The sequence below is a fragment of the Planktothricoides sp. SR001 genome (genome assembly GCF_001276715.1).
Classification (GTDB): Bacteria; Cyanobacteriota; Cyanobacteriia; order Cyanobacteriales; family Laspinemataceae; genus Planktothricoides; species Planktothricoides raciborskii.
Window position 1 is genome coordinate 8,902 of the sequence record NZ_LIUQ01000056.1, and the last position, 22,277, is coordinate 31,178.

The 22,277-nt window shown below is 44.6% G+C and carries 27 protein-coding genes; 23 read left to right on the plus strand and 4 right to left on the minus strand.

Annotation, left to right across the window (positions count from 1 at the left end; translation table 11 throughout):
• Positions 1–415: 415 nt before the first annotated feature.
• The 5 genes from AM228_RS23695 to AM228_RS23715 all read left to right on the plus strand — a co-directional run bounded on the left by AM228_RS23695 (position 416) and on the right by AM228_RS23715 (position 8,950).
• On the plus strand, positions 416–1,783 hold the full coding sequence (locus AM228_RS23695) for an NAD-dependent succinate-semialdehyde dehydrogenase (RefSeq protein WP_054469407.1): 1,368 nt from the start codon (positions 416–418) through the stop codon (positions 1,781–1,783).
• Positions 1,784–2,037: 254 nt separating this feature from the next.
• The gene (locus AM228_RS23700) at positions 2,038–3,675 is read left to right on the plus strand and encodes an acetolactate synthase large subunit (protein WP_054469443.1); all 1,638 of its coding nucleotides are present in this window, start codon (positions 2,038–2,040) and stop codon (positions 3,673–3,675) included.
• Between the two features lie 188 nt (positions 3,676–3,863).
• Complete coding sequence (gene xth / locus AM228_RS23705) at positions 3,864–4,691, plus strand: exodeoxyribonuclease III (RefSeq protein ID WP_054469408.1); 828 nt, start codon at positions 3,864–3,866, stop codon at positions 4,689–4,691.
• 241 nt (positions 4,692–4,932) lie between these two features.
• Entirely contained in the window at positions 4,933–7,674 is a 2,742-nt protein-coding gene (locus tag AM228_RS23710; RefSeq protein ID WP_054469409.1) for a CHAT domain-containing protein, read from the plus strand.
• A 442-nt stretch (positions 7,675–8,116) separates the two neighbouring features.
• On the plus strand, positions 8,117–8,950 hold the full coding sequence (locus AM228_RS23715) for a DUF928 domain-containing protein (RefSeq protein ID WP_054469410.1): 834 nt from the start codon (positions 8,117–8,119) through the stop codon (positions 8,948–8,950).
• Positions 8,951–8,992: 42 nt separating this feature from the next.
• On the opposite strand, the gene AM228_RS23720 is transcribed toward AM228_RS23715, so the two are convergent.
• The 4 genes from AM228_RS23720 to ndhN all read right to left on the minus strand — a co-directional run bounded on the left by AM228_RS23720 (position 8,993) and on the right by ndhN (position 11,638).
• Positions 8,993–9,499, minus strand: coding sequence for a salt stress protein, Slr1339 family (locus AM228_RS23720; RefSeq protein WP_054469411.1), 507 nt, complete (start codon positions 9,497–9,499; stop codon positions 8,993–8,995).
• A 146-nt stretch (positions 9,500–9,645) separates the two neighbouring features.
• On the minus strand, positions 9,646–10,251 hold the full coding sequence (locus tag AM228_RS23725; protein WP_369817800.1) for a VWA domain-containing protein: 606 nt from the start codon (positions 10,249–10,251) through the stop codon (positions 9,646–9,648).
• A 27-nt stretch (positions 10,252–10,278) separates the two neighbouring features.
• Positions 10,279–10,884, minus strand: a complete 606-nt coding sequence (locus AM228_RS23730; protein ID WP_054469445.1) for a VWA domain-containing protein — start codon at positions 10,882–10,884, stop codon at positions 10,279–10,281.
• Between the two features lie 295 nt (positions 10,885–11,179).
• A complete protein-coding gene (gene ndhN / locus AM228_RS23735) occupies positions 11,180–11,638 on the minus strand; it encodes an NAD(P)H-quinone oxidoreductase subunit N (protein ID WP_054469412.1) in 459 nt (152 codons plus the stop codon).
• Between the two features lie 1,351 nt (positions 11,639–12,989).
• Here ndhN and rplC point away from each other — a divergent pair.
• The 18 genes from rplC to rplO all read left to right on the plus strand — a co-directional run bounded on the left by rplC (position 12,990) and on the right by rplO (position 22,242).
• Positions 12,990–13,667 carry a 50S ribosomal protein L3 gene (gene rplC / locus AM228_RS23740; RefSeq protein ID WP_054469413.1) on the plus strand — a complete coding sequence of 226 codons (678 nt, stop codon included), beginning with the start codon at positions 12,990–12,992 and terminating at the stop codon, positions 13,665–13,667.
• A 125-nt stretch (positions 13,668–13,792) separates the two neighbouring features.
• Positions 13,793–14,425, plus strand: coding sequence for a 50S ribosomal protein L4 (rplD, locus tag AM228_RS23745; RefSeq protein WP_054469414.1), 633 nt, complete (start codon positions 13,793–13,795; stop codon positions 14,423–14,425).
• Entirely contained in the window at positions 14,418–14,726 is a 309-nt protein-coding gene (locus AM228_RS23750; RefSeq protein WP_054469415.1) for a 50S ribosomal protein L23, read from the plus strand. The genes rplD and AM228_RS23750 overlap by 8 nt, the downstream gene beginning before the upstream one ends.
• Before the next feature lie 100 nt (positions 14,727–14,826).
• Positions 14,827–15,693, plus strand: a complete 867-nt coding sequence (gene rplB, locus AM228_RS23755; protein ID WP_054469416.1) for a 50S ribosomal protein L2 — start codon at positions 14,827–14,829, stop codon at positions 15,691–15,693.
• Between the two features lie 101 nt (positions 15,694–15,794).
• A complete protein-coding gene (rpsS, locus tag AM228_RS23760) occupies positions 15,795–16,073 on the plus strand; it encodes a 30S ribosomal protein S19 (RefSeq protein ID WP_054469417.1) in 279 nt (92 codons plus the stop codon).
• 89 nt (positions 16,074–16,162) lie between these two features.
• Positions 16,163–16,525, plus strand: coding sequence for a 50S ribosomal protein L22 (gene rplV / locus AM228_RS23765; RefSeq protein WP_054469418.1), 363 nt, complete (start codon positions 16,163–16,165; stop codon positions 16,523–16,525).
• 61 nt (positions 16,526–16,586) lie between these two features.
• The gene (gene rpsC / locus AM228_RS23770; RefSeq protein WP_054469419.1) at positions 16,587–17,318 is read left to right on the plus strand and encodes a 30S ribosomal protein S3; all 732 of its coding nucleotides are present in this window, start codon (positions 16,587–16,589) and stop codon (positions 17,316–17,318) included.
• 60 nt (positions 17,319–17,378) lie between these two features.
• Complete coding sequence (rplP, locus tag AM228_RS23775) at positions 17,379–17,798, plus strand: 50S ribosomal protein L16 (protein ID WP_054469420.1); 420 nt, start codon at positions 17,379–17,381, stop codon at positions 17,796–17,798.
• 4 nt (positions 17,799–17,802) lie between these two features.
• Positions 17,803–18,024 (plus strand): 50S ribosomal protein L29, encoded by a 222-nt coding sequence (rpmC, locus tag AM228_RS23780; RefSeq protein ID WP_054469421.1) that lies wholly within the window; start codon positions 17,803–17,805, stop codon positions 18,022–18,024.
• Between the two features lie 23 nt (positions 18,025–18,047).
• Positions 18,048–18,305 carry a 30S ribosomal protein S17 gene (gene rpsQ / locus AM228_RS23785; RefSeq protein WP_054469422.1) on the plus strand — a complete coding sequence of 86 codons (258 nt, stop codon included), beginning with the start codon at positions 18,048–18,050 and terminating at the stop codon, positions 18,303–18,305.
• A gap of 18 nt (positions 18,306–18,323) precedes the next feature.
• Positions 18,324–18,689 (plus strand): 50S ribosomal protein L14, encoded by a 366-nt coding sequence (gene rplN / locus AM228_RS23790; RefSeq protein WP_054469423.1) that lies wholly within the window; start codon positions 18,324–18,326, stop codon positions 18,687–18,689.
• Positions 18,689–19,039: a 50S ribosomal protein L24 gene (gene rplX / locus AM228_RS23795; RefSeq protein ID WP_054469424.1), complete on the plus strand. Its 351-nt coding sequence runs from the start codon at positions 18,689–18,691 to the stop codon at positions 19,037–19,039. The genes rplN and rplX overlap by 1 nt, the downstream gene beginning before the upstream one ends.
• A gap of 106 nt (positions 19,040–19,145) precedes the next feature.
• On the plus strand, positions 19,146–19,691 hold the full coding sequence (gene rplE, locus AM228_RS23800; protein ID WP_054469425.1) for a 50S ribosomal protein L5: 546 nt from the start codon (positions 19,146–19,148) through the stop codon (positions 19,689–19,691).
• Between the two features lie 22 nt (positions 19,692–19,713).
• Complete coding sequence (rpsH, locus tag AM228_RS23805; RefSeq protein ID WP_054469426.1) at positions 19,714–20,115, plus strand: 30S ribosomal protein S8; 402 nt, start codon at positions 19,714–19,716, stop codon at positions 20,113–20,115.
• Between the two features lie 94 nt (positions 20,116–20,209).
• Complete coding sequence (gene rplF, locus AM228_RS23810) at positions 20,210–20,749, plus strand: 50S ribosomal protein L6 (protein ID WP_054469427.1); 540 nt, start codon at positions 20,210–20,212, stop codon at positions 20,747–20,749.
• A 3-nt stretch (positions 20,750–20,752) separates the two neighbouring features.
• Entirely contained in the window at positions 20,753–21,115 is a 363-nt protein-coding gene (gene rplR, locus AM228_RS23815; protein WP_054469428.1) for a 50S ribosomal protein L18, read from the plus strand.
• A 106-nt stretch (positions 21,116–21,221) separates the two neighbouring features.
• Positions 21,222–21,749: a 30S ribosomal protein S5 gene (gene rpsE, locus AM228_RS23820; RefSeq protein ID WP_054469429.1), complete on the plus strand. Its 528-nt coding sequence runs from the start codon at positions 21,222–21,224 to the stop codon at positions 21,747–21,749.
• A gap of 34 nt (positions 21,750–21,783) precedes the next feature.
• The gene (gene rplO, locus AM228_RS23825; RefSeq protein ID WP_054469430.1) at positions 21,784–22,242 is read left to right on the plus strand and encodes a 50S ribosomal protein L15; all 459 of its coding nucleotides are present in this window, start codon (positions 21,784–21,786) and stop codon (positions 22,240–22,242) included.
• The last annotated feature ends 35 nt before the right edge of the window (positions 22,243–22,277 follow it).

Consider the following 22,277-nt stretch of genomic DNA (forward strand, 5'->3'; position numbering starts at 1 on the left):
CTCCTGAAGCTCCTGAAGCTCCCCTGCAACACTGTTCTCTGTTGCCTGTTCCCTGTTTCCTGTTTGTTGGTTGTTGGTTATTAGTTATTTGTTATCGTTTAAGCCTAATAACAAACAACCAACAACCAATAAATAACAAATAACTAATAACTAATAATTAATAAAATTACAAAACAAAACTAAAATTTAATATTTAAAGGGTTGCATTTTTGACAGAATAGTAGGGTAGTCAATAAAACTCTGTAATTGTTATTTGTTATTTGCATCAGAAACCGAATAAACAGCAACCAATAACCAATAGCCAACAATACTTGTTGGTTATTGGTTATTTGAATCAGAAACCTAGTAACCAATAACCAATAACTAATAACCAGTAACAAACAACAAGTTTTATTGTTGATTTGGAGATAAGCAAATGGGTATCGCTACGATTAACCCGGCAACTGGAGAAACCATAAAAACCTTTATACCGCTAACGGACGCTGAAGTAGAAGCGAAACTGGTGACGGCAGAAAGGGCTTATAAACAATATCGGCATCTACCCTTTGAGCAAAAAGCCCAATGGATGAATGCAGCGGCGGATATTTTAGAACAGCGCAAATCAGAATTTGCGGCCATGATGACCCTGGAAATGGGCAAAACTTTCAAATCTGCCGTGGCAGAAGTGGAAAAATGTGCCTTAGTTTGCCGTTTTTATGCGGAAAAAGCCCCAGAATTTTTGGCTAATGTGCCGATCGCAACGGATGCCGACCAAAGCTTTGTGGCTTATCACCCCTTGGGAATTATTCTGGCAGTAATGCCGTGGAATTTTCCTTTTTGGCAAGTGTTTCGGTTTCTTGCCCCCGCTTTAATGGCGGGAAATGTGGGGATTTTGAAACACGCTTCTAATGTGCCACAATGCGCCTTAGCCATTCAAGAAATTGTGGAAAAAGCGGGTTTTCCTGAAGGGGTATTTCAAACCTTATTAATTGGGGCCAGTCAAGTAGCCAAAATTGTCGAAGATGACCGGGTGCAAGCAGCGACGTTAACCGGCAGCGAATTTGCCGGGGCATCTTTAGCGGCAAATTGTGGCAAGCAAATTAAGAAAACTGTCCTAGAATTAGGGGGGAGCGATCCGTTTATTGTTCTAGAAAGTGTGGATCTAGAAGTCGCTGCGACCACGGCAGTGACAGCCCGAATGATTAATAATGGCCAATCTTGTATTGCGGCAAAACGCTTTATTGTGGCAGAAGCGATCGCCGATGAATTTGAGCAACGCATGGCCGAAAAAATTAAAGCCTTGCAAGTAGGCGACCCAATGGATCCACAAACAGACATTGGGCCGCTGGCTACTCCAGATATTTTACAAGAAATCGATGACCTGGTTAAAGCTTGCGTCTCTCAAGGCGCCCGGGTTGTAGCCGGAGGTCAGCGTTTAAGCGATCTCCCCGGTAACTTTTATGCCCCGACTTTACTAGCGGACTTACCCCCCGGTTGCCCTGGATATACGGAAGAATTTTTTGGCCCAGTGGCATTGTTATTCCGGGTCAAAGGAATTGATGAAGCGATCGCCCTTGCCAACAGCACTTGTTTTGGCTTAGGGGCAAGTGCTTGGACGAATAATGCGGCAGAACGCGATCGCTTCATCAAAGAACTGGAAGCTGGTGCAGTCTTTATCAATGGCTTAGTCAAATCCGACCCTCGCTTGCCCTTTGGAGGGATCAAGCGTTCTGGGTACGGACGAGAACTCAGCATTCAAGGCATTCACGAATTTGTGAATGTCAAAACCGTTTGGATCAAATAAAGAAACCGGGTTTCTAGTAGGGGCGAATGCGAGAACGCCCCTACTAGGTTGACTGACAAAGATAGCTTAAAGAAACCCGAATAAAGAAACCGGGTTTCTATGAACACTTCGGTTGAGTGACAAAGATAGTTTAAAGAAACCCGAATTAAAGAAACCGGGTTTCTATGAACACTTCGGCTGAGTCACAAAGATAGTTTAAAGAAACCCGGTTTCTACAATCAAGCAAAATCGTGAGGTAAACCACAATGGGTGAAATGAACACAGCAGAACTTTTGGTGCGCTGTTTAGAAAACGAAGGCGTTGAATATATATTTGGACTACCCGGAGAAGAAAATCTAGCAGTCCTCCAAGCCCTGAAAAATTCTTCGATTCAATTTATTACCACGAGACACGAACAAGGCGCCGCTTTCATGGCGGACGTTTACGGACGACTCACCGGCAAAGCCGGAGTTTGTCTCTCCACCCTCGGCCCCGGTGCCACCAATTTAATGACTGGGGTCGCCGACGCCAACCTGGATGGTGCCCCGTTAGTTGCCATCACCGGACAAGTGGGCACCGACCGGATGCATATTGAATCCCACCAATACTTAGACTTGGTGGCCATGTTTGAGCCCGTCACCAAATGGAATGCTCAAATTGTCCGCCCCAGCATTACCCCAGAACTGGTGCGGCGGGCGTTTAAGCGCTCCCAAACGGAAAAACCCGGGGCTGTCCATATTGATGTGCCGGAAAATATTGCTGCCATGCCAGTGGTTGGGCAACCTCTGACTAAAGACAAACAAGAAAAAAGTTATGCCTCTTACCAAAGCCTCAACGAAGCAGCAGCATTAATTTCCCGCGCCGAAAATCCTTTAATTTTAGTGGGCAATGGGGCAATTCGCGCTCATGCTTCCGCTGCGCTGACGGAATTTGCCACTCGCTTGCAAATCCCTGTCACCAATACTTTTATGGGCAAAGGGGTGATTCCTTACACTCATCCCCTGGCATTATGGACGACGGGACTACAACAGCGCGATTTAATTACCTGTGCTTTTGAACAAACCGATCTAATTATTTCCGTCGGTTATGACCTGATTGAATATTCGCCGAAAAAGTGGAATCCCCAAGGCAGTATTCCGATTATCCATATTGGGGCAGATCATGCGGAAATTGACAGCAGCTACATTCCTCAAGTAGAAGTGGTGGGAGATATTTCTGATTCCCTGTTAGAAATTTTGCGGCGGTCCGATCGCCAAGGCAAAGCCGCCCCTTATGGTTGCCAACTTCGCAATGATATTCGCGCCGACTATGAGCAATATGCCCATGATGAAGCCTATCCGGTCAAACCGCAAAAACTGGTCTATGATATGCGCCAGGTGATGGGGCCGGAAGATATTCTCATTTCTGATGTAGGGGCGCACAAAATGTGGATTGCCCGCCATTACCACTGCGATCGCCCCAACACTTGCTTAATTTCTAACGGGTTTGCGGCAATGGGCATTGCCATTCCTGGGGCGATCGCGGCCAAACTCGTCTATCCTGACCGCAAAGTCATCGCCGCAACCGGGGACGGTGGCTTTATGATGAATTGCCAAGAATTAGAAACCGCCTTACGGGTGGGGACTGCCTTCGTCACCATTATTTTCCATGATGGCGGCTACGGCTTGATTGAGTGGAAACAACACAATCAATTTGACGAATCCAACTTTATTAAATTTGGCAACCCTGATTTTGTCAAATTTGCCGAAAGCATGGGACTCAAAGGCTACCGCGTGGAAAACACCCTAGATTTAGTGCCCATTCTCAAAGAAGCATTAGAACAAGATGTCCCTGCGGTGATTGACTGTCCCGTAGACTACCGGGAAAACCTCCGCTTTAGCAAAAAAGCCGGTGGCTTAACTTGTCATATTTAGTTAATTGTTGATGGTTGATGGTTGGTGGTTGTTTGTTGTTTGTTGTTTGTTGTTTGTTGTTTGTTGTTTGTTGTTTGTTGTTTGTTGTTTGTTGTTTGTTCGTTGTTTGTCAACCATCAACCATCAACTATCAACCATCAACCATCAACCATCAACTATCAACCATCAACTATCAACCATCAAAATTAATGAAAATTGCCACTTGGAACGTTAACTCAATTCGTTCTCGTCAAGAACATCTCACTAACTGGTTGCAAAAAAATCCCGTTGACGTGATTTGTTTGCAGGAAACCAAAGTGATTGACTCTGATTTTCCGCGATCGCCCTTCGAGGAACTGGCCTATCATCTTTATATTTCCGGGCAAAAATCTTACAACGGGGTCGCGATTTTTAGCAAAATTCCTCTCCAGAATGTCAGCGTCGGTTTTGCCCATAGAAACCCGGTTTCTTCAAGCAACCGTGTTTCTCAAGTTTCTGAGGTTTCTTCAACCAACCCTGTTTCTGAATTCGATGAGCAAAAAAGAGCGATCGCTGGCATATTTGAAGACATTTTGATTCTCAATCTTTATGTCCCCAATGGCAGTGAGGTTGGCAGTGAAAAATATGAATATAAACTGCAATGGTTAAAGGTACTGCGCGAGTACCTGGAAGTAGCCCTGAAAACAACTCCTAATATCTGTATTTGCGGTGATTTTAATATTGCCTTAGAAAGTCGAGATATTTATCGCCAAACTAAAGATACAGAGATTATGGCATCCCCACAAGAACGCCAGAGTTTACAAGCAATTCTCGATCTCGGTTTTACCGACGCCTTCCGCAAATTTAACCCTGATGCTGGACATTATACTTGGTGGGATTATCGTCGCGGCGGCTTTCCCCAAAATCGCGGTTGGCGGATTGACCATTTTTATCTCACCGAAAATTTAAGCGATCGCGCCCAAAGCTGTATAATCGATAAAGAACCCAGAACCTGGGAAAAGCCCAGCGACCACACCCCAGTTATCCTAGAACTCTAAATTTTTTCAGACTTACGGTTTCTGTCTAATTTAGACCTATCGATCGCTGTTGATGCGCCCTACCATCGCAATTCTGAATATTCTCAATGATTTGCGAAAAAATGTCGGGGTTTGGTCTAAAAATCCTATTCTCTAGGTTTGCAGACCAAACCACCTGCTGAATTAAAATTGCATCAAATCACCGGATTATCGGTTTGAGCCTCAATAATTTCGGTTAATTATTTATCGCTTAACAGGGAAAATGAAATGCATTAATAAATATTTAAAAAATCTAAAAAATAAATTTATTTATATTTTAATCTCTCTTATAATAACTTTTCAAATTACTCAATATCAGCAGGTTGCTTACTCATTTCCTAGCCATAACTTCAATACCGGGCAAAAACAGGCCGCCCCAACCGATATAAAAAAATCGGTAGTCGCTGAAATCAATCCTGCCGAATTATTAACCAGAGGCAAGAGATTATATGAAGGTGGACAGTATCGAGAAGCGATCGCCACTTTGCAGTCAGCCGCCGAAATTTATCAACGCGATCGCGATTTTCTTGGTCAAGCATTAATCGGCATCTATCTGGCCAATATTTATCAAGAATTAGGCCATTGGGAAGACGCACAACAGGCAATATTTACCAGCGGCAACCTCTTGAATAACCTGGAGCAAACGACTAATAAAAAGCTAAAAGTTGAAGCACTATTATTAAATACTTGGGGACATATCCAGTTCGATCGAGGGCAAAATGCTGCTGCGTTAGAAACTTGGCAAGAAGGGGAAAAAATCTATAGTCAAATCAGTGACATAGAAGGAATTTTAGGCAGTAAAATTAACCAAGCTGAGGCTTTACAACAGTTGGGAATGTATCGGCGATCGCAGCAAACTTTAACCCAGATCGAGGAAACATTGGCACAGATGCCAGCATCGCCAATTAAAGCCCTAGGCTTACGCAGTTTTGGTATTTCTTTATATATTATGGGTTCCTGGGAGCGATCGCAACAAGCATTAGAAACCAGTTTAGCCATATCCCAACAACTTAACCGCCATCAGTTTCGCAACGCCGATGAAATCAGTGCTACATTAATTGCTTTAGGCAACACCTCCAGAGCCTTAAAACAGCCAGAAGTTGCCCAAAAATATTATCAACAAGCTGCCACCATCGCCACTACCACAATCGGTAAATTAGAAGTCCAAATCAATCAACTCAGCTTATTCATTGAAACCGAAAAACTGCCAGAAGCGATCGCTTTACTTCCCCACATAGAATCGCTTCTGAGCAGCTTACCGTTGAGTCGCTTCTCAATTTACGCCCAAGTAAACTTTGCCAGTAAATTAATCAAAATAATTCAAATTAAAGCAAAACATTATCAAGTATCTCAAGCAAATATCAACAACCAAAACCAACTAATTAACCTGAAAGAAATTGCCTTAATTTTGGCGCAAGCGGTGCAAGGGGCGAGAAACCTGGAAGATATCCGAGCCGAATCTTATGCTTTGAAGCAATTAGGATCGGTTTACGAACAAGCAGCCCAATGGACAGATGCCAGTCAAATGACTGAGCAAGCAATTATTCAAGCCGAAAAAATTCAAGCACAGGATATTATCGCCCTGGCTCAATGGCAACTAGGCAGAATTCACAAACAACAAGGAAATATCCCAGAAGCGATCGCTGCTTATACCTCAGCATTTCAAACCCTAAAATCTCTCCGCAAAGAACTGGTGGCAGCGGGTTCTGAACTGCAATTTTCCTTTCAAGATACCGTCGAACCCATCTATCGAGAACTGGTCGCATTGCTATTAACAAATACTAACTATACTGCAACTCACCCACGGAGGTTAGATGCGCTTAATTACCCAGAAAATATCAGCACACATCCCGCAAAAAATCTCCAACAAGCCAGAGAAATAATCGAAGCACTAAACCTCGCAGAACTGGATAACTTTTTTCGGAATAGCTGTGTAGAAGTATTTCCCGAACAAATCGATCAAGTCGATCCCAGCGCTGCGGTCATTTATGCGATTATTTTACCCGATCGCTTAGGGGTAATTCTTTCCTTGCCCGGTCAACGGTTCAGTTACTACGAAACCCATATACCAGCCCATCAAGTAGAAAATATACTGAAACACTGGCTAAAATCCCTCAATCCAGCCTATGACAACGTGGAGCGACTGCGGATTTCTCAACAAATATATAACTGGTTAATTCAACCTGCTGCTGCGGACTTAGCCACCAATGACATCAAAACTTTAGTTTTTGTCCTGGATGGTTTCCTGCGGAATTTGCCTATGGCTGCTCTTTATGATGGTCAACAGTATTTAATCGAAAAATATACCATTGCTGTCGCCCCCGGTTTGCAATTACTCTCCCCGCGATCGCTCCGACAAACAAAACTCCAGGTCTTATCCGGTGGACTCAGCAAACCTCGTCAGAATTTCGCCGCCCTACCAGGAGTCGAATTAGAAATAGAGCAAATTGCCGCAAACGTGGACGGGGAAATCATCTTGAATCAAAACTTTACCAAAGTTAACTTGAAATCCAGAATAAATAGATCGCACTTCCCGATAGTGCATTTAGCCACTCATGGTCAATTTAGTTCCAACCCAGAACAAACCTTTCTCCTCACCTGGGATGGTAAAATTAATGTCCAAGAATTAGATGAATTACTCAGACCCACCTCAGATCGTCAGGATTCTCAAATTGAATTATTAGTCTTGAGTGCTTGTCAAACCGCTTTGGGTGACAACCGAGCGGCTTTAGGTTTAGCCGGGGTTGCCGTGCGCTCTGGCGCCCGCAGTACCTTAGCCACCCTGTGGTCAGTGTCAGACGAATCAACGGTAGAGTTAATGAGTGAATTTTACCGGGCGATCGCCACCTCAAAAGTCAGCAAAGCCGAAGCATTGCGTCAAGCCCAAATTGCGGTCTTAAAAAATAGTCAATTTCAACACCCTTTTTTCTGGGCACCGTTTGTCCTCATCGGTAATTGGTTGTGATATTGCTGGTGATATTGGTTGTGATATTGCTTGTGATATTGCTTGTGATAAAATAAGACATACCTGATGACAAATTCCCGCATCCCTACTCTATCATCCATTCTGATTAGTTCAACCCTGACAGATCATCTGCATATCCGATTAGTTCAACCCTGACAGATCATCTGCATATCTGATAATCGGTTAATCCGTATATCTCATCGCAGCGGCGCGATCGCCTTCGCCCGCTATTTAGCCCTCGGCGATTTCCCCGCAATTCCACATTCAATTTACCGGGTTTTTGATATTTCTCAAAATAAGTCTAACCCGATAAATAGTTAATCAGTCGATTTTTTAAAAAACATTATCAATTAGATAGTTTTCTAGCCAGGATAAACCCATCCAATTATTTGACAAAAACCAGCTTAAATAAAAAAAAACAAAAAAAAACGGAGTTTAAAAAATGAGTAAATCAACGAAAAAATATTTATTTTTATCTTTGAGTTACCTAGGAGCATCCCTCAATTTTTTGCTTATAATTAATCAGGGATTAACTCAGGCTAACCCAGCCTCATTCTCCAGCCAAGAGCAGGCATTGACATTAATAAAACCATTACCAAGAGTGACTTTTGAACCCCCTGATGAAGACCAACCTTCAGATACAGTAGGTGGGGCATCTCGTGACGGAGGATCTTTGTGCTTATCGGATAATGTGGCTGAACAAAACCAAAATTTATTGATAAACTTTTTGCCTCTGATACCCCACAATAATCATGGGTTAACGATTGCTGAACGGCCTACTTTTTATGCGAATGTTCCCGAAACCAATGCACAAAGAGTATTTTTTAGCCTGATAGATCAAGACAATCAGACCCTTTATCAAAACGAGTTTTCTATCCCTCAAACAGGGGGAATTATTAGCTTTTCGCTGCCCGAAAGTGCCCCTTCTCTGGAAATCGGTAAAAATTATCAATGGTCAATGGTACTGATGTGTAATCAAACCATGAGACCGGACAGCCCTCGGATTACTTCCTGGGTAAAACGAGTAGAACCTTTGCCCATGACTGTGAACCAACCACAGAATCAAACTGGCATCGAATTGGCGGCATTTTATGCCAAAAATGGCATCTGGTATGACTCTTTAAATATTCTAGGGAATCTATGGCGGAAATCGCCGCAAAATTTCAGCCAGTATGCCAATCAGTGGGCAAATTTTTTAAGTCAAGATTCAGTGGGGTTAGAGGCGATCGCCAATCAACCACTGCTGACACAACCATTGATTGCCGAAACAGAATAAACCCGTAATACTTTGAAGTCAAGATCCAGCCCGATCGATGACTTATTGTGCATCGAGGTTAGATGCGGGAATCACTTCTAAATAAGCGATCGCTGCATCTAACCTCGTCGGATATTTTTCTGCAAACTGTTCAAACCAGAATCCTTCATCGGACAAAGGATCTAAACTCTTTAACCACTCCTCTGCTTCCCCCCTTAATTGTGCCTGTTTTTCCTTTCTAATTTGTTCTTGTTTCAGGGCTTCTTGTTTCAACTCTTCCGCTCGTTTTTCCACCTCAAAGCGATCGGCTTGGTCAAATTCAGATTTCACCTGACCCAACAAATTATCTAATCCTCGATCTGAAGTAAAAGATGTTGTGGCTTTGGGCAAACTCTGAGTTGGTTTCCCCATTGGTTTCTCGATTGGTTTCTCGCTTGGTTTTTCGATTGGTTTTTCGATTGGTTTTTCTAATAGATTTTGCAGATTTTGCAGATTTTGTGGCCGATTAGATGTCTTGGTTTCTTGGTATTCTGCCTGCACCTCAGCCAAAAGTTTATCAATAGGATCCATAGAAATCACTCTAAAACAACTTGCCGTTTACCATATTTTAACCGATGTGTTTTCTCCTCTGCGGGTTCAACGATAAACCCGTCTTCCCCCTGGAGAGAAAACGGGCTGTAGTCAGGAACTAACAGATTATTAGTTAAAGCGGCAGTTTAATCAGCGATCGCACTCAGCAACATCTCAGCCAGACTCATATTCTCCATATCATCAATCGTCACCGTATCCACAATGTCAAACTTGGCGCCAATTCCTTGGAGATCATCATCTAAAGCTTTCAGAAAACGAGTCGCTTGAGCATCATTCCCGACCTGAATCATAGAAATCGCCAATTCTTCATCCCGATCGAGTTTCCGAGACGCTTCAACAATCACCCGGATCACCGCCTTCCGGTCATCCGGTTCCCCATCAGTCACCACTAAAATGGTTTCACCTTCCGGTTTAGTTTGGCCTTGGGCTTTGCGGTGAAAGTAATTATTCACCGCATCTTGCAGCACTCCAGCGAGATCCGTGCGACCCATTGGCTCATTTTCCATAAAAATCTGAGCCACGGCACTCGAAGTCACATTGTCATATCTGGTAAAGCGACCAGAAAACAAATACAGCGTAATCCCATCGGGATCAAACTGTTCACATTTTCTCGCCACCGCCACAGTAGACTCTTGGGCTTCTTCCCACCGAGTCCGACCACCCCGTTGATCGGGAATCGACATACTGCCGCTTTTATCAATAATCAGGGTATAGTCACGATTTTGCAAAATACTTGCCTCCATGTTAGATCAATTCTCCTAGTCAATAATGGCATTGAGCAAGACCTCTGCCAGAGTCATATCTTCCATATCATCAATTGTCACCGTATCCACAATGTCAAACTTTGCCCCAACACTTTGGAGTTCATCATCCAAAGCTTTGAGAAATCGCTGGGCTTGTGGATCTTTGCCAACCTGAATAAAAGACATCGTTAGTTCATCATCTCGATCAATCTTTCGAGATGCCTTAATAATCACTTCCATCACCGCTTTGCGATCGTCAGGCTCCCCGTCTGTGATCACCAAGATCGTTTCCCCATGAGCTTTAGCTTCACCGGCTGCTTTCCGAGCAAAATAGTTATCCACCGCATCTTGCAGAACTGCCGCGAGATCCGTAGATCCCATCGGGTCATTTTCTTGGAAAACTTGAGTCACTTTACTCGCCGTCACATTGTCATACCGCTTAAAGCGTCTGGCAAAGACATAAACCGTAATCCCATCGGGATCGAACTCTTCACATTTCGCCGCCAATGCCAAAGTAGACTCCTGAGCCTCTTGCCATCGACTTCTGCCACCCGGTTGATCCTGGATCGACATACTCCCGCTTTTGTCAATAATCAGGGTGTAGTCACGGTTTTGCAAAATTCCTGGGTCTGTCATAATCCTTTTGTTGATTTTTGATCAAATTCAATGAGAGATAGGGAGAGATAGCAGATAAGTCAATGCTTCTCTTCTATTTTATTTCTTATTCTTTAGTATGTTACGGCTCCGATGGTAGGGTTGATGGTTGCTTAATGAACAGAATCATCAATTCCCCGTGCCTTTAGTCCTAACACGAAAAAAGGGAGTGCGATCGCACTCCCTGTGGGTTTCTCCCTTTCGTTTTTTCTTAATTAAACCCTAGCAGTATGTCAGAGTTTCTAGACTTAAGCGCACCACTCTAAGCGGTGGGAATTAACATATCTTTGAGCGGAGTCCAACGGAAAGAGCGATCGCCACCCATTTCCACCACCAGTTTCACACGGGGTTCCAGACTCGGTAAAACCGTCAGGTATTCAATCTCTTGACTAGACAGAACATAACCTTCCAGAATCCATAGCACCAAACCTTTGGATTTAGGTGGCAGTTTTTCCAAGTGATAATTCAAAATCGGCGGAATAAAATAAGTGCGGATATCTTTTTTGCCCAAATGAGGGGGACGAACCCCGTGAACTCCAGTTAAGTACATCGACAAATCGCCAAGTCCTCGAGCCGAAAGAGATAAACTCGTATAACCCGCTGCTCTCAGCCGCCGGATATATCGACCTTCAAATCCTCCTTCTAAAGGCGCATACACTGCCACGGATCCCATTTTTTCCAGATCCCGAATCAGTGGCTTGCCAGTTGTAATCAGTGCCATAAATGTTAAGTTCTACCCGATCTGTTTTATTGTGATAGTTTTCGCTTGCCGACTCACTCACCAACGGTGATCTGCTAATCTGCTCATATCTTCCCCCAGATGGAGACAAGAAATTCATCAATCACCGCCGGACTGAGTAAGACAACCAAAATCTTCAAAAAGTATAACTGGTCGGCTGTCTCCGAGTCTTTTTAAATATCTACTAATTAAGTCAGGACTTACGCAACGCCTCTGTAGGGTGCCGTTCCGAGGCGGTGACACATCAATACAATTTAGGGGCGGTTCGCTTTCCCGCTTCTACTGCCGATCTTCCTGTAAGCGATCAATGATGTGTAAAAAACAGCACTGACCAAGCGGGCATCACCCCACCCTCTATATCTGGCTGGATATCTGGGAGTATCTGGCTGGATATCTGGGAGTATCTGGGAGTATCTGGGAGTATCTGGGAGAACAAACTCATCCATTGCCTCTCCTAGATATAGACCAGATATAGAGCAGATATAGAGGCTAAGGGGTTATGCTCGAATAAAATAGTTATTTTAAATGTTTATTTTTTTAAACCTGCCAATAGCAGAATAGACCCTCTATCCTCGGGTTTCAGTATTTTATCACCAAAAAGCCCGAGTTTTGCCCTGTTTTTACCTGCTGCATCAAATCCATAGCCCATTACCCATTATGACTCGTTTTGCATATTTTCTACCCTGCTCAAATAAAAAAAAATAATTACACATTTAAATTATATAATAATTTGCAAATAAGATCGGAAATGTCAAAAAAATCTCTTGATAGACTAGACAAATGCCTAAAAATTATATATATTGTTAAATTGTGGCTCAAATTAAGCGATCGCCATTCAGGAATTAGGGAAACTCACTAGCTAAAAGCGCTATCAGCTAATTTTAGCGAACAACAGCCTAAGTGAATCCAAAGCAATGAATCGGCGATTAATTACAGAGTCACCACCGGAGCTTATGGGCGATATCGTCCGCCAATCAAATCGCCAAAGTTAACGGCATCCATTTATCTAGGAGCGAAAGTCAGAGCCAATCAGCGCTCGTCATCCTAGCTAAAAAACCTTAACCAACGCTTTCAGATTGGCCGTACAAGGATACTGAGCAGATTACTACTCAAGTCCTGGCCAGAACCAAGCAAGGTTAGAGCAATCGCTCGACCAAAGAATAGTTTCTATTCTTCTTCTAGATATATTGCATAAATTCTACAAAGCCGTCTCAGGTCGATGACCAAGAGACTAACTTTGCCGCCCAAAAGCGGAGAACTTGCTTGTGTATTCTGTGGATCTTGCTTGAAAAGCTCCATATTGTAGTGCAGATAAAGGGGAGACCAGAAAGCCGTGTCTGTCGGTATTCTCGGCACAAAACTCGGCATGACCCAAGTATTTGACGAAGAAGGGAAAGCAATTCCCGTCACTGTCATCCAAGCAGGGCCATGCGTCGTTACACAAATTAAAACACCAAAAACTGATGGCTACAGTGCCATTCAGTTGGGCTATGGTGAAGTCAAAGACAAAACCCGTCAGCTAAACACCAAAACGCCTAAAACCGTCAATAAATATTTGACAAATCCTGAGCAGGGGCATCTGCGGAAAGCAGGAGCGCCGCTACTGCGTCACTTGCGTGAATATCGCCTAGAAGACACAGCAAATTATGAGCTAGGTCAGGAAATTGGGGTCGATATTTTTGAATCCGGACAAATCATCGATGTGACATCGAACAGCATTGGTCGGGGTTTCGCCGGAAACCAAAAACGGAATAACTTTGGCCGCGGACCAATGTCTCATGGCTCAAAAAATCATCGCCAGCCCGGTTCAATTGGTGCTGGGACAACCCCTGGGCGGGTCTATCCTGGGAAAAGAATGGCGGGGCGTCTTGGTGGTAAACAAGTCACAACCAGAAAGCTGACAGTGGTGCGACTGGATAAAGAACGCAACCTAATTCTCGTGAAAGGGTCAGTGCCCGGTAAACCTGGTGCATTGGTAAATATTCGCCCGACCAAAATCGTGGGCAAATAAATTAAGCCCAAATTGTTGTTGGTTGCGTTGTCGGTGATGAGCGTCTTGTTGTTTTGCAACCATAATGACCATTTCACCAATCAACAATCAACAATCGACAAACAGGCATATTTTGGACATCTGAAATGGTTAACTGTGTCGTAAAAAATTGGCAAGGGGAAGAAGTTGGACAAGCGACTTTAGAATTAAAAGTCGCCGTAGAAGAAAATGCTTCTCATATTGTCCACAAGGCTCTCAGACGGATTATGTGTAATGGTCGTCAGGGAACAGCCGCCAGTAAAACCCGAGCTGAAGTCCGAGGCGGGGGCAGAAAACCCTGGAGACAAAAAGGAACAGGGCGAGCTCGTGCCGGTTCAATTCGATCGCCTCTCTGGAGAGGTGGCGGTGTGATCTTTGGGCCGCAACCCAGAGATTATGGCATCAAAATGAACCGCAAAGAACGTCGGTTAGCATTGAGAACCGCGTTTCAGAGTCGTTACGAAGACTTAATTGTAGTAGAAAGTTTTGCGGAAAATCTGCCACGGCCTAAAACCAAAGAACTAATGAGTGCTTTGAATCGCTGGGGCATCGAATCTAACGCAAAAGTGCTATTAGTTTTAGCAGAACCTGCAGAAAACATTTATTTGTCCGCTCGTAATGTACCTTCCTTGAAGATGATTCCGGCAGATAGCCTGAATGTTTATGATGTGCTAGAAGCGGACAAAATTGTAACGACCGCAGCGGCGATTGCTAAAATTCAGGAGGTTTACAGTGACTAAATATCATGCTCGCGACATCATAGATTTAGTCATTCGCCCGATCCTGACTGAAAAGGCGACTATGCTAATGGAACAAAACAAATACACATTTGATGTTGTTTCTAAAGCCAAAAAGCCAGAAATTCAAGCAGCGATCGAACAAATCTTTGACGTCAAAGTTCAGAGTGTTAACACCCATCAACCGCCGCGTAAACAACGCAGAGTTGGTAAATTTGTCGGCTATCGGTCGCAATATAAGAGAGCAATTGTGACATTGGCAGAAGGCTATTCTTTACAGAATATCTTCTTCCCGGAAGTCTAATCAGTTTTCCGAGGCGATCGCCTCAAAAGCGATCGACATTTTAGAGACATCCATGTCTCATCCGTAGACCAAACAATTGTCAGGAAAAAATTCTCCAGTTATGGGTATTCGTTTTTATCGGCCATACACTCCTGGTAGTCGCCAAAAGTCAGGTTCAGACTTTGCGGAAATCACCAGGAATGAGCCAGAAAAATCCCTAACGGTATGGATTCACCGTGCCAAAGGCCGGAACAATCGTGGCATCATCACCTGCCGACATCGCGGTGGTGGTCACAAGCGTCTATATCGAATGATCGACTTTCGCCGCGACAAGCACAATATCCCTGCCCAAGTCGTAGAAATTGAATACGATCCCAATCGTAACGCCAGAATCGCTCTGCTCCAATATCAAGATGGAGAAAAGCGGTACATCCTTCATCCTGAAGGGTTAAAAGTTGGCACCGTGGTCATCGCTGGACCGAACTCACCGGTGGACAATATTGGCAATGCCTTGCCACTGAGCAATATTCCTGAAGGCACCAGTGTCCACAACGTAGAACTCACACCAGGTCGAGGTGGACAAATGGTGAGAAGTGCCGGAGCCTGCGCGACAATCAAAGCAAAAGAAGGTGAATTTGTCACCCTGCAATTACCTTCTGGTGAATTCAGAAAATTCCGCAAAGATTGCTACGCCACCATCGGTCAAGTTGGCAACATTGATGCCAGAAACATCAAGATCGGTAAAGCTGGCCGAAATCGTTGGAAAGGTCGCAGACCACAGGTTCGAGGCAGTGTGATGAACCCCGTAGATCACCCTCATGGTGGTGGTGAAGGTCGGGCACCAATCGGCAGGAGTGGACCGGTAACCCCTTGGGGCAAACCAGCTTTAGGCGCAAAAACTCGGAAGAAAAAGAAATTAAGCAACTCTTTGATTGTCCGTCGTCGTCGCAGTTCTTCCAAGCGGCGTCGGGGCGGCAGAAATGTTTAATCCAGAATGGATTCTTAGGAGTCAATCTGAATTAATCGTCAATCAATTAGTGACGCCTTAATTGTTCGTTCATTCTGATCAAAATTTAGACATTAAAGACTATGGGTCGTTCTCTAAAAAAAGGGCCTTTTGTTGCCGACCATCTCCTAACAAAAATAGAAAAATTGAATGAAAAAGGTGAAAAACAGGTTGTAAAAACCTGGTCAAGAGCTTCAACCATCATTCCAGATATGGTAGGGCATACCATTGCCGTTCATAATGGCCGGCAGCACGTGCCTGTGTATATTTCTGAACAAATGGTGGGTCACAAGCTGGGAGAATTTGCTCCAACACGCACCTTTAGGGGACATTCAAAAAGTGATAAAAAAGCCCGGAGGTAATGGGGGAATTTTGAATTTTGCGTAGGCATTTTGTCTAGATTCACAAGCCATGATTCAAAATTCAATTCCGGATTCAACAGGAGAAATCTATGCCTATTGATACTACTAAAGAAGTAAAAGCTGTCGCCCGTTACATTCGGATGTCTCCCTATAAGGTGCGACGAGTTCTCGATCAAATTCGCGGTCGCTCCTACAGAGAAGCGTTGATTATCTTGGAATTCATGCCTTACCGCGCTTGTGATCCTGTGCTAAAAGTTCTGCGTTCAGCAGTTGCCAATGCCGAGCATAATGCTGGCTTAGACCCGGCAACCTTAGTTGTCTCTCAAGCATCTGCTGACGGCGGCCCTAGCTTGAAGCGTTATCGCCCTCGCGCCCAGGGTCGTGCTTACATGATTCGCAAGCCAAGCTGTCACATTACTGTGAAAGTGGCTCCTGAAGAAAAAGAAGATTAATTATGACTTCTTCGGTCATAAACCAAGAATAAATCAGCACAACATTAAAGGGATTTTATCCGTGGGACAGAAGATTCATCCAATTGGCTTTCGGCTGGGAACGACTCAAGAACATCGTTCTCGTTGGTATGCCGATGGCAATCGCTACTCAGAATTATTGCAAGAAGACTTTGTAATCCGCGAGTACGTGCAAAAAACCCTCAATAATGCGGGAATTTCTCAAGTCCGCATTGAGCGAAAAGCCGACCAAATTGATTTGGAAGTCCGCACCGCTCGACCCGGGGTTGTGGTTGGACGTGGTGGCACGGGGATTGAGTCGTTGCGAACGGGTTTACAAGAATTGTTAGGCAATAGCAATCGACAAATCCGCATCAACGTGGTGGAAGTTGCCAAAGTAGATGCTGATGCCACCCTGATTGGGGAATATATTGCTCAACAGTTAGAACGGCGGGTTTCTTTCCGCCGAGTAGTCCGCCAAGCCATTACACGCGCCCAAAAAGCTGGGGTAGAAGGGATCAAAGTGCAAGTCAGTGGACGCCTCAATGGGGCAGAAATTGCTCGCACTGAATGGACTCGGGAAGGTCGGGTGCCGCTTCATACCTTGAGAGCGGATATTGAGTACGCTTACTGCACCGCCAAAACCATTTATGGCATTCTTGGGGTGAAAGTTTGGATATTCAAAGGGGAAATTATTCCTGGACAAGATGAACAAAACGCTGCCATCGGTGCAGGGGGTCCGCGACGCCGGAAGGGTCGTCGCCAACAATTTGAAGACCGATCGGGTGAAGGTTAAACAAAGGTTAAACAAATAATTCTTTGTTTTTGCACTCAGGAATAACCCAGGAGAAAAGTCATGTTAAGTCCTAGAAGAACTAAATTCCGCAAGCAACAGCGGGGAAGAATGAGGGGCCTAGCCACAAGGGGTAATCAAGTCAACTTTGGCGAGTTTGCCTTACAAGCTCTAGAACCCTGCTGGATGACCTCTCGACAAATCGAGGCCAGCCGTAGAGCAATGACTCGTTATATCCGCAGAGGTGGCAAAATCTGGATTCGTGTGTTTCCAGATAAACCCGTTACTATGCGTCCAGCAGAAACCCGGATGGGTTCTGGTAAGGGTTCCCCAGAGTATTGGGTCGCCGTGATTAAGCCCGGTCGAGTTTTATTTGAAATTGGCGGTGTGCCAGAATCAACAGCCCGTGAGGCTATGAGATTGGCGGCTTATAAATTGCCGATTAAGACCAAGGTAATCACCAGAGAAGAGGAGAAGTCTTAAGATTATGGCATTGCCTAAGATTTCAGAAGTGCGAGCTTTGAGCGACGAAGAAATCGTCAAGGAAGTTATCACCGTAAAGCGACAGCTATTTGAACTTCGTTTGCAAAAAGCAACTCGCCGTTTGGAGAAAACTCACGAATTCACTCATGCTCAACATCGGCTGGCTCAATTACTAACCGTTGAATCGGAAAGAAAACGTAGCCAACAGAAATCAGTTGAGAGTTAATGGTGATTAAGGAGTAAGTTGCAATGGCAGTTAAAGAACGAGTCGGCTTAGTTGTAAGCAACAAAATGAATAAAACGGTGGTGGTGGCGGTGGAAAACCGCGCCCCCAACGCTAAATACGGAAAAATCGTCGTTAAAACCAAGCGCTATAAAGCTCACGACGAGGACAACCAGTGTAATGAAGGCGATCGCGTCCGAATTCAGGAAACTCGACCGCTGAGTAAAACCAAACGCTGGAAGGTCATCGAAATTCTTAATCAGACCAGCGACAGCGGACGCTAGGAAAAAGGGAGACTGAAGGTGATTCAGAAAGAGTCTTATCTTAATGTTGCCGATAACAGCGGAGCTCGTAAATTAATGTGCATCCGGGTTTTAGGTGGCAACAGAACTTACGCAGGTGTAGGTGATGTAATTATTGCCGTGGTTAAAGATGCCATTCCCAATATGGCAGTGAAAAAGTCCGATATCGTTAGAGCCGTTGTCGTGCGTACTCGTAAAGGAATTCGCCGTTCCAGTGGTATGAGCATTCGGTTCGACGACAACGCTGCCGTGATTGTGAACCAAGATGGGAACCCCAAAGGAACTCGCGTTTTTGGTCCGGTGGCTCGCGAATTACGCGATAAAAACTACACTAAAATTGTTTCCTTAGCGCCGGAGGTACTCTGATGGCGACCAAGCAAAGCAAAGCGCCCAACACTTACAAGATGCACGTTAAAAAAGGTGACACTGTACAAGTGATTGCTGGCAAAGAAAAAGGCAAAATTGGCGAAATTATTAAAGCACTTCCCAAGACTAGCCAAGTGGTTGTGAAAGGCGTGAATATTAGAACTAAGCACGTCAAACCTCAACAAGAGGGTGAATCCGGTAGAATCGAAACTTTTGAGTCGCCGATTCATAGCTCTAACGTGATGCTTTATTCGACTAAAAATGAAGTAGCCAGCCGAGTCTGCTACACTTTCACCGAAGAAGGACGGAAAGTGCGTATGCTCAAAAAAACTGGTGAAATTATTGACTAAAGCACAACAAAAAAACGCCCAAAATTTATGGAAAAGCCACTAAAAATTGGGCAAAAGTATATCACGATCCTGACAAAGACCAGGAAAAGTAAAACCCTAAAAAACTATGTCAGAAACACTCAAAAATCGGTATGAAGATAAAATTGTAGCCAAATTGATGGAACAATTTAGCTACAAGAACATCCATCAGGTGCCGAAGGTGGTGAAAGTCACTGTCAACCGAGGCTTAGGTGATGCCTCTCAGAATGCCAAAGCTCTGGAATCATCGATTCAAGAAATTGCTCTGATCACGGGTCAAAAGCCAGTTGTTACTCGGGCAAAGAAGGCGATCGCCGGATTTAAAATCCGTCAAGGAATGCCGATTGGCGTCATGGTGACACTTCGTTCCGACCGGATGTATGCATTTTTGGATCGCTTGATCAACTTAGCATTACCAAGAATTCGGGATTTTCGCGGCATTAGTCCAAAAAGCTTTGATGGCCGAGGCAACTACAACCTAGGCTTGAGAGAACAGCTAATTTTTCCAGAAATAGAATACGATCGCATCGATCAAATCCGAGGAATGGACATTTCAATCGTCACAACGGCAAACACAGACGAAGAGGGCCGCGCCTTGCTCAAAGAAATGGGTATGCCCTTCCGGGACAAATAGCGGGTTAATTAAGGAGGGAATAATGGCGGCTAACGATACGATTGCAGATATGCTTACACGCATCCGCAATGCTAGTCTGGCAAGGCACCAAACAACTGAAGTTCCATCAACAAAAATGACCCGTTCTATTGCCAAAGTCCTTTTGGAAGAAGGCTTTATTACGGAGTATAAAGAAGTTGGGGAAGGCGTCAAAAAAACCTTGATGATTTCATTGAAATATAAAGGCAAAAACCGTCAGCCTATTATCAAAACCCTAAAGCGAGTAAGTACACCGGGCTTACGAGTTTACTCTAATAGGAAAGAGTTACCACGGGTTTTAGGCGGGATTGGCATTGCCATCATTTCGACATCATCGGGAATTATGACCGACAGAGATGCCCGCAGCCAAGGCTTGGGTGGAGAAGTGCTGGCTTATGTCTGGTAGAAAAGAACTCATGCATTCAGCTTTTCGCACACAGGACAGTTTCCTGAAAAAAACTGAATTATGAATTCTAAATTCTCAAGGAGTAACAAGATTTATGTCTCGAATTGGTAAGCGCCCCATCAAAGTTCCTGACAAAGTGACGGTTACCATCGAGGGGCAGAACGTATCCGTCAAAGGGGCAAAGGGGACTCTCACTAGAGAGCTACCACCTGAAGTCATCGTGGAACAACAGGATGATACCCTGATGGTGAAACGGCGAGATGAATCTCGCAATGCCCGTCAACGTCATGGTTTGTCTCGCACATTGGTTGCGAATATGGTTGAGGGGGTCTCCAAAGGCTTTCAAAAACGTTTATTAATTCAGGGAGTTGGCTATCGGGCGCAAATCCAAGGCCGAAATCTGATTTTAAACGTTGGTTACAGTAAACCTGTAGAGATTGTTCCCCCTGAAGGCATCCAGTTGGCCGTAGAAACCAATACCAATGTCATAGTCAGCGGCATTGATAAAGAATTGGTTGGTAATCAAGCGGCTCGAATCCGTGCGGTACGCCCCCCAGAAGTTTACAAAGGTAAAGGCATTCGCTATGAGGGCGAAGTGATTAAACTTAAAGCTGGCAAGGCAGGGAAGAAATAGATTATGAAGCTGACTCGTAAGGAATTTATTCAGCGTCGGCATCAGCGCGTCCGGCGCAAGGTCTTTGGGACATCAGAACGTCCTCGTTTGGCAGTGTTTCGGTCAAATAAGCATATTTATGCTCAAGTGATCGACGATACCAAGCACCATACCCTAGTATCTGCCTCAACTTTGGATCATGAATTAAAACCTGAATTAAGCACTGGTGCTACCTGTGATGCTTCGGCTCAAGTTGGGCAACTGATTGCCCAACGTGCTAAAGCAAAAGGCATCGAAAAAGTGGTTTTTGATCGGGGTGGTAATCTTTATCATGGCCGGATTAAATCTTTAGCTGATGCGGCTCGTGAAGCTGGTTTGGATTTTTAATCATCCAGGAAGTTGACCCGTTGACCTTCCCTTTTTAAATAAATGTAAAGAGTTCATCAAGCGTCAACGGTACACGGCAAACGAAACACTGATAACGGACAAAATTATGGCAGATCGTCGGAAAAAAAGTAGTCGTAATCGGGAAAAAGAAACCGATTGGCAAGAGCGGGTAGTTCAGATTCGTCGCGTTACCAAAGTGGTAAAGGGCGGTAAAAAACTCAGTTTCCGGGCTGTGGTGGTTGTCGGTAACGAACGCGGTCAAGTCGGTGTAGGTGTTGGCAAAGCCGGTGATGTGATCGGCGCCGTCAAAAAAGGGGTGGCCGATGGCAAAAAGCACCTAGTTGATGTACCCCTGAATAAATCTAATTCAATTCCCCACCCAGCCAATGGGAGCAGTGGCGGAGCCAAAGTGATTATGAGACCGGCTGCCCCTGGTACTGGTGTAATTGCTGGTGGAGCGGTCAGAACAGTTTTAGAGTTGGCCGGAGTTCGCAATATTTTGGCCAAGCAACTTGGTTCCAGCAATCCTCTAAATAATGCTAGAGCAGCAGTTGAAGCCCTCGATAGTCTTCGCACATTAGCGGATGTGGCACAAGAACGTGGGATTGCGATCGAAAAGCTCTATGCATCATAAATTTTAAGTTCCTACTCGGGAGGGGTTTTAAGTAATGAGATTGCAAGATGTACAGCCAAAAAAAGGCTCATCAAAGCGTCCTCGACGTTTAGGACGGGGGATTTCGGCTGGTCAAGGTGCGAGTTCCGGTAAGGGAATGCGCGGTCAAAAATCTAGGTCAGGTGGCAGCACTAGACCCGGATTTGAAGGCGGACAACAGCCTCTTTATCGTCGCATACCTAAACTAAAACACTTTACTGTCATCAATCGAAAACATTACACTATTATTAATGTCAGTAAATTAGCATCTCTCTCTGCCAACAGTGAGGTGACACTTGCCTCATTGATGGAGGCTGGCATTGTTACAACCAATGACGGCCCTCTGAAAATCTTGGGTGATGGGGAACTCAATGTTGCCCTGCATGTGAAAGCCGCTGCTTTTACCGCTAATGCCCGTGCCAAGATTTCAGCCGCAGGGGGGAGTTGCGAAATTGTGGATACCGCTAGGGGTTAGCAGAGGATGCGGGCATTATTCATCTTGAGAGATGA

Excerpts from the sequence above, each read along its gene's own strand:
- rpsE (WP_054469429.1), top strand. The coding sequence starts at position 21,222 with ATGGCAGATCGTCGGAAAAAAAGTAGTCGTAATCGGGAAAAAGAAACC.
- xth (WP_054469408.1), top strand. The coding sequence starts at position 3,864 with ATGAAAATTGCCACTTGGAACGTTAACTCAATTCGTTCTCGTCAAGAA.
- AM228_RS23695 (WP_054469407.1), top strand. The coding sequence starts at position 416 with ATGGGTATCGCTACGATTAACCCGGCAACTGGAGAAACCATAAAAACC.
- rplP (WP_054469420.1), top strand. The coding sequence starts at position 17,379 with ATGTTAAGTCCTAGAAGAACTAAATTCCGCAAGCAACAGCGGGGAAGA.
- rpsS (WP_054469417.1), top strand. The coding sequence starts at position 15,795 with ATGGGTCGTTCTCTAAAAAAAGGGCCTTTTGTTGCCGACCATCTCCTA.
- rplO (WP_054469430.1), top strand. The coding sequence starts at position 21,784 with ATGAGATTGCAAGATGTACAGCCAAAAAAAGGCTCATCAAAGCGTCCT.
- rplX (WP_054469424.1), top strand. The coding sequence starts at position 18,689 with ATGGCGACCAAGCAAAGCAAAGCGCCCAACACTTACAAGATGCACGTT.
- rplB (WP_054469416.1), top strand. The coding sequence starts at position 14,827 with ATGGGTATTCGTTTTTATCGGCCATACACTCCTGGTAGTCGCCAAAAG.
- AM228_RS23710 (WP_054469409.1), top strand. The coding sequence starts at position 4,933 with ATGAAATGCATTAATAAATATTTAAAAAATCTAAAAAATAAATTTATT.
- rplV (WP_054469418.1), top strand. The coding sequence starts at position 16,163 with ATGCCTATTGATACTACTAAAGAAGTAAAAGCTGTCGCCCGTTACATT.
- rpmC (WP_054469421.1), top strand. The coding sequence starts at position 17,803 with ATGGCATTGCCTAAGATTTCAGAAGTGCGAGCTTTGAGCGACGAAGAA.
- rpsQ (WP_054469422.1), top strand. The coding sequence starts at position 18,048 with ATGGCAGTTAAAGAACGAGTCGGCTTAGTTGTAAGCAACAAAATGAAT.
- rpsH (WP_054469426.1), top strand. The coding sequence starts at position 19,714 with ATGGCGGCTAACGATACGATTGCAGATATGCTTACACGCATCCGCAAT.
- AM228_RS23720 (WP_054469411.1), bottom strand. The coding sequence starts at position 9,499 with ATGGATCCTATTGATAAACTTTTGGCTGAGGTGCAGGCAGAATACCAA.
- AM228_RS23715 (WP_054469410.1), top strand. The coding sequence starts at position 8,117 with ATGAGTAAATCAACGAAAAAATATTTATTTTTATCTTTGAGTTACCTA.
- ndhN (WP_054469412.1), bottom strand. The coding sequence starts at position 11,638 with ATGGCACTGATTACAACTGGCAAGCCACTGATTCGGGATCTGGAAAAA.
- rplE (WP_054469425.1), top strand. The coding sequence starts at position 19,146 with ATGTCAGAAACACTCAAAAATCGGTATGAAGATAAAATTGTAGCCAAA.
- AM228_RS23700 (WP_054469443.1), top strand. The coding sequence starts at position 2,038 with ATGAACACAGCAGAACTTTTGGTGCGCTGTTTAGAAAACGAAGGCGTT.
- rplR (WP_054469428.1), top strand. The coding sequence starts at position 20,753 with ATGAAGCTGACTCGTAAGGAATTTATTCAGCGTCGGCATCAGCGCGTC.
- rplF (WP_054469427.1), top strand. The coding sequence starts at position 20,210 with ATGTCTCGAATTGGTAAGCGCCCCATCAAAGTTCCTGACAAAGTGACG.
- rplD (WP_054469414.1), top strand. The coding sequence starts at position 13,793 with ATGGTTAACTGTGTCGTAAAAAATTGGCAAGGGGAAGAAGTTGGACAA.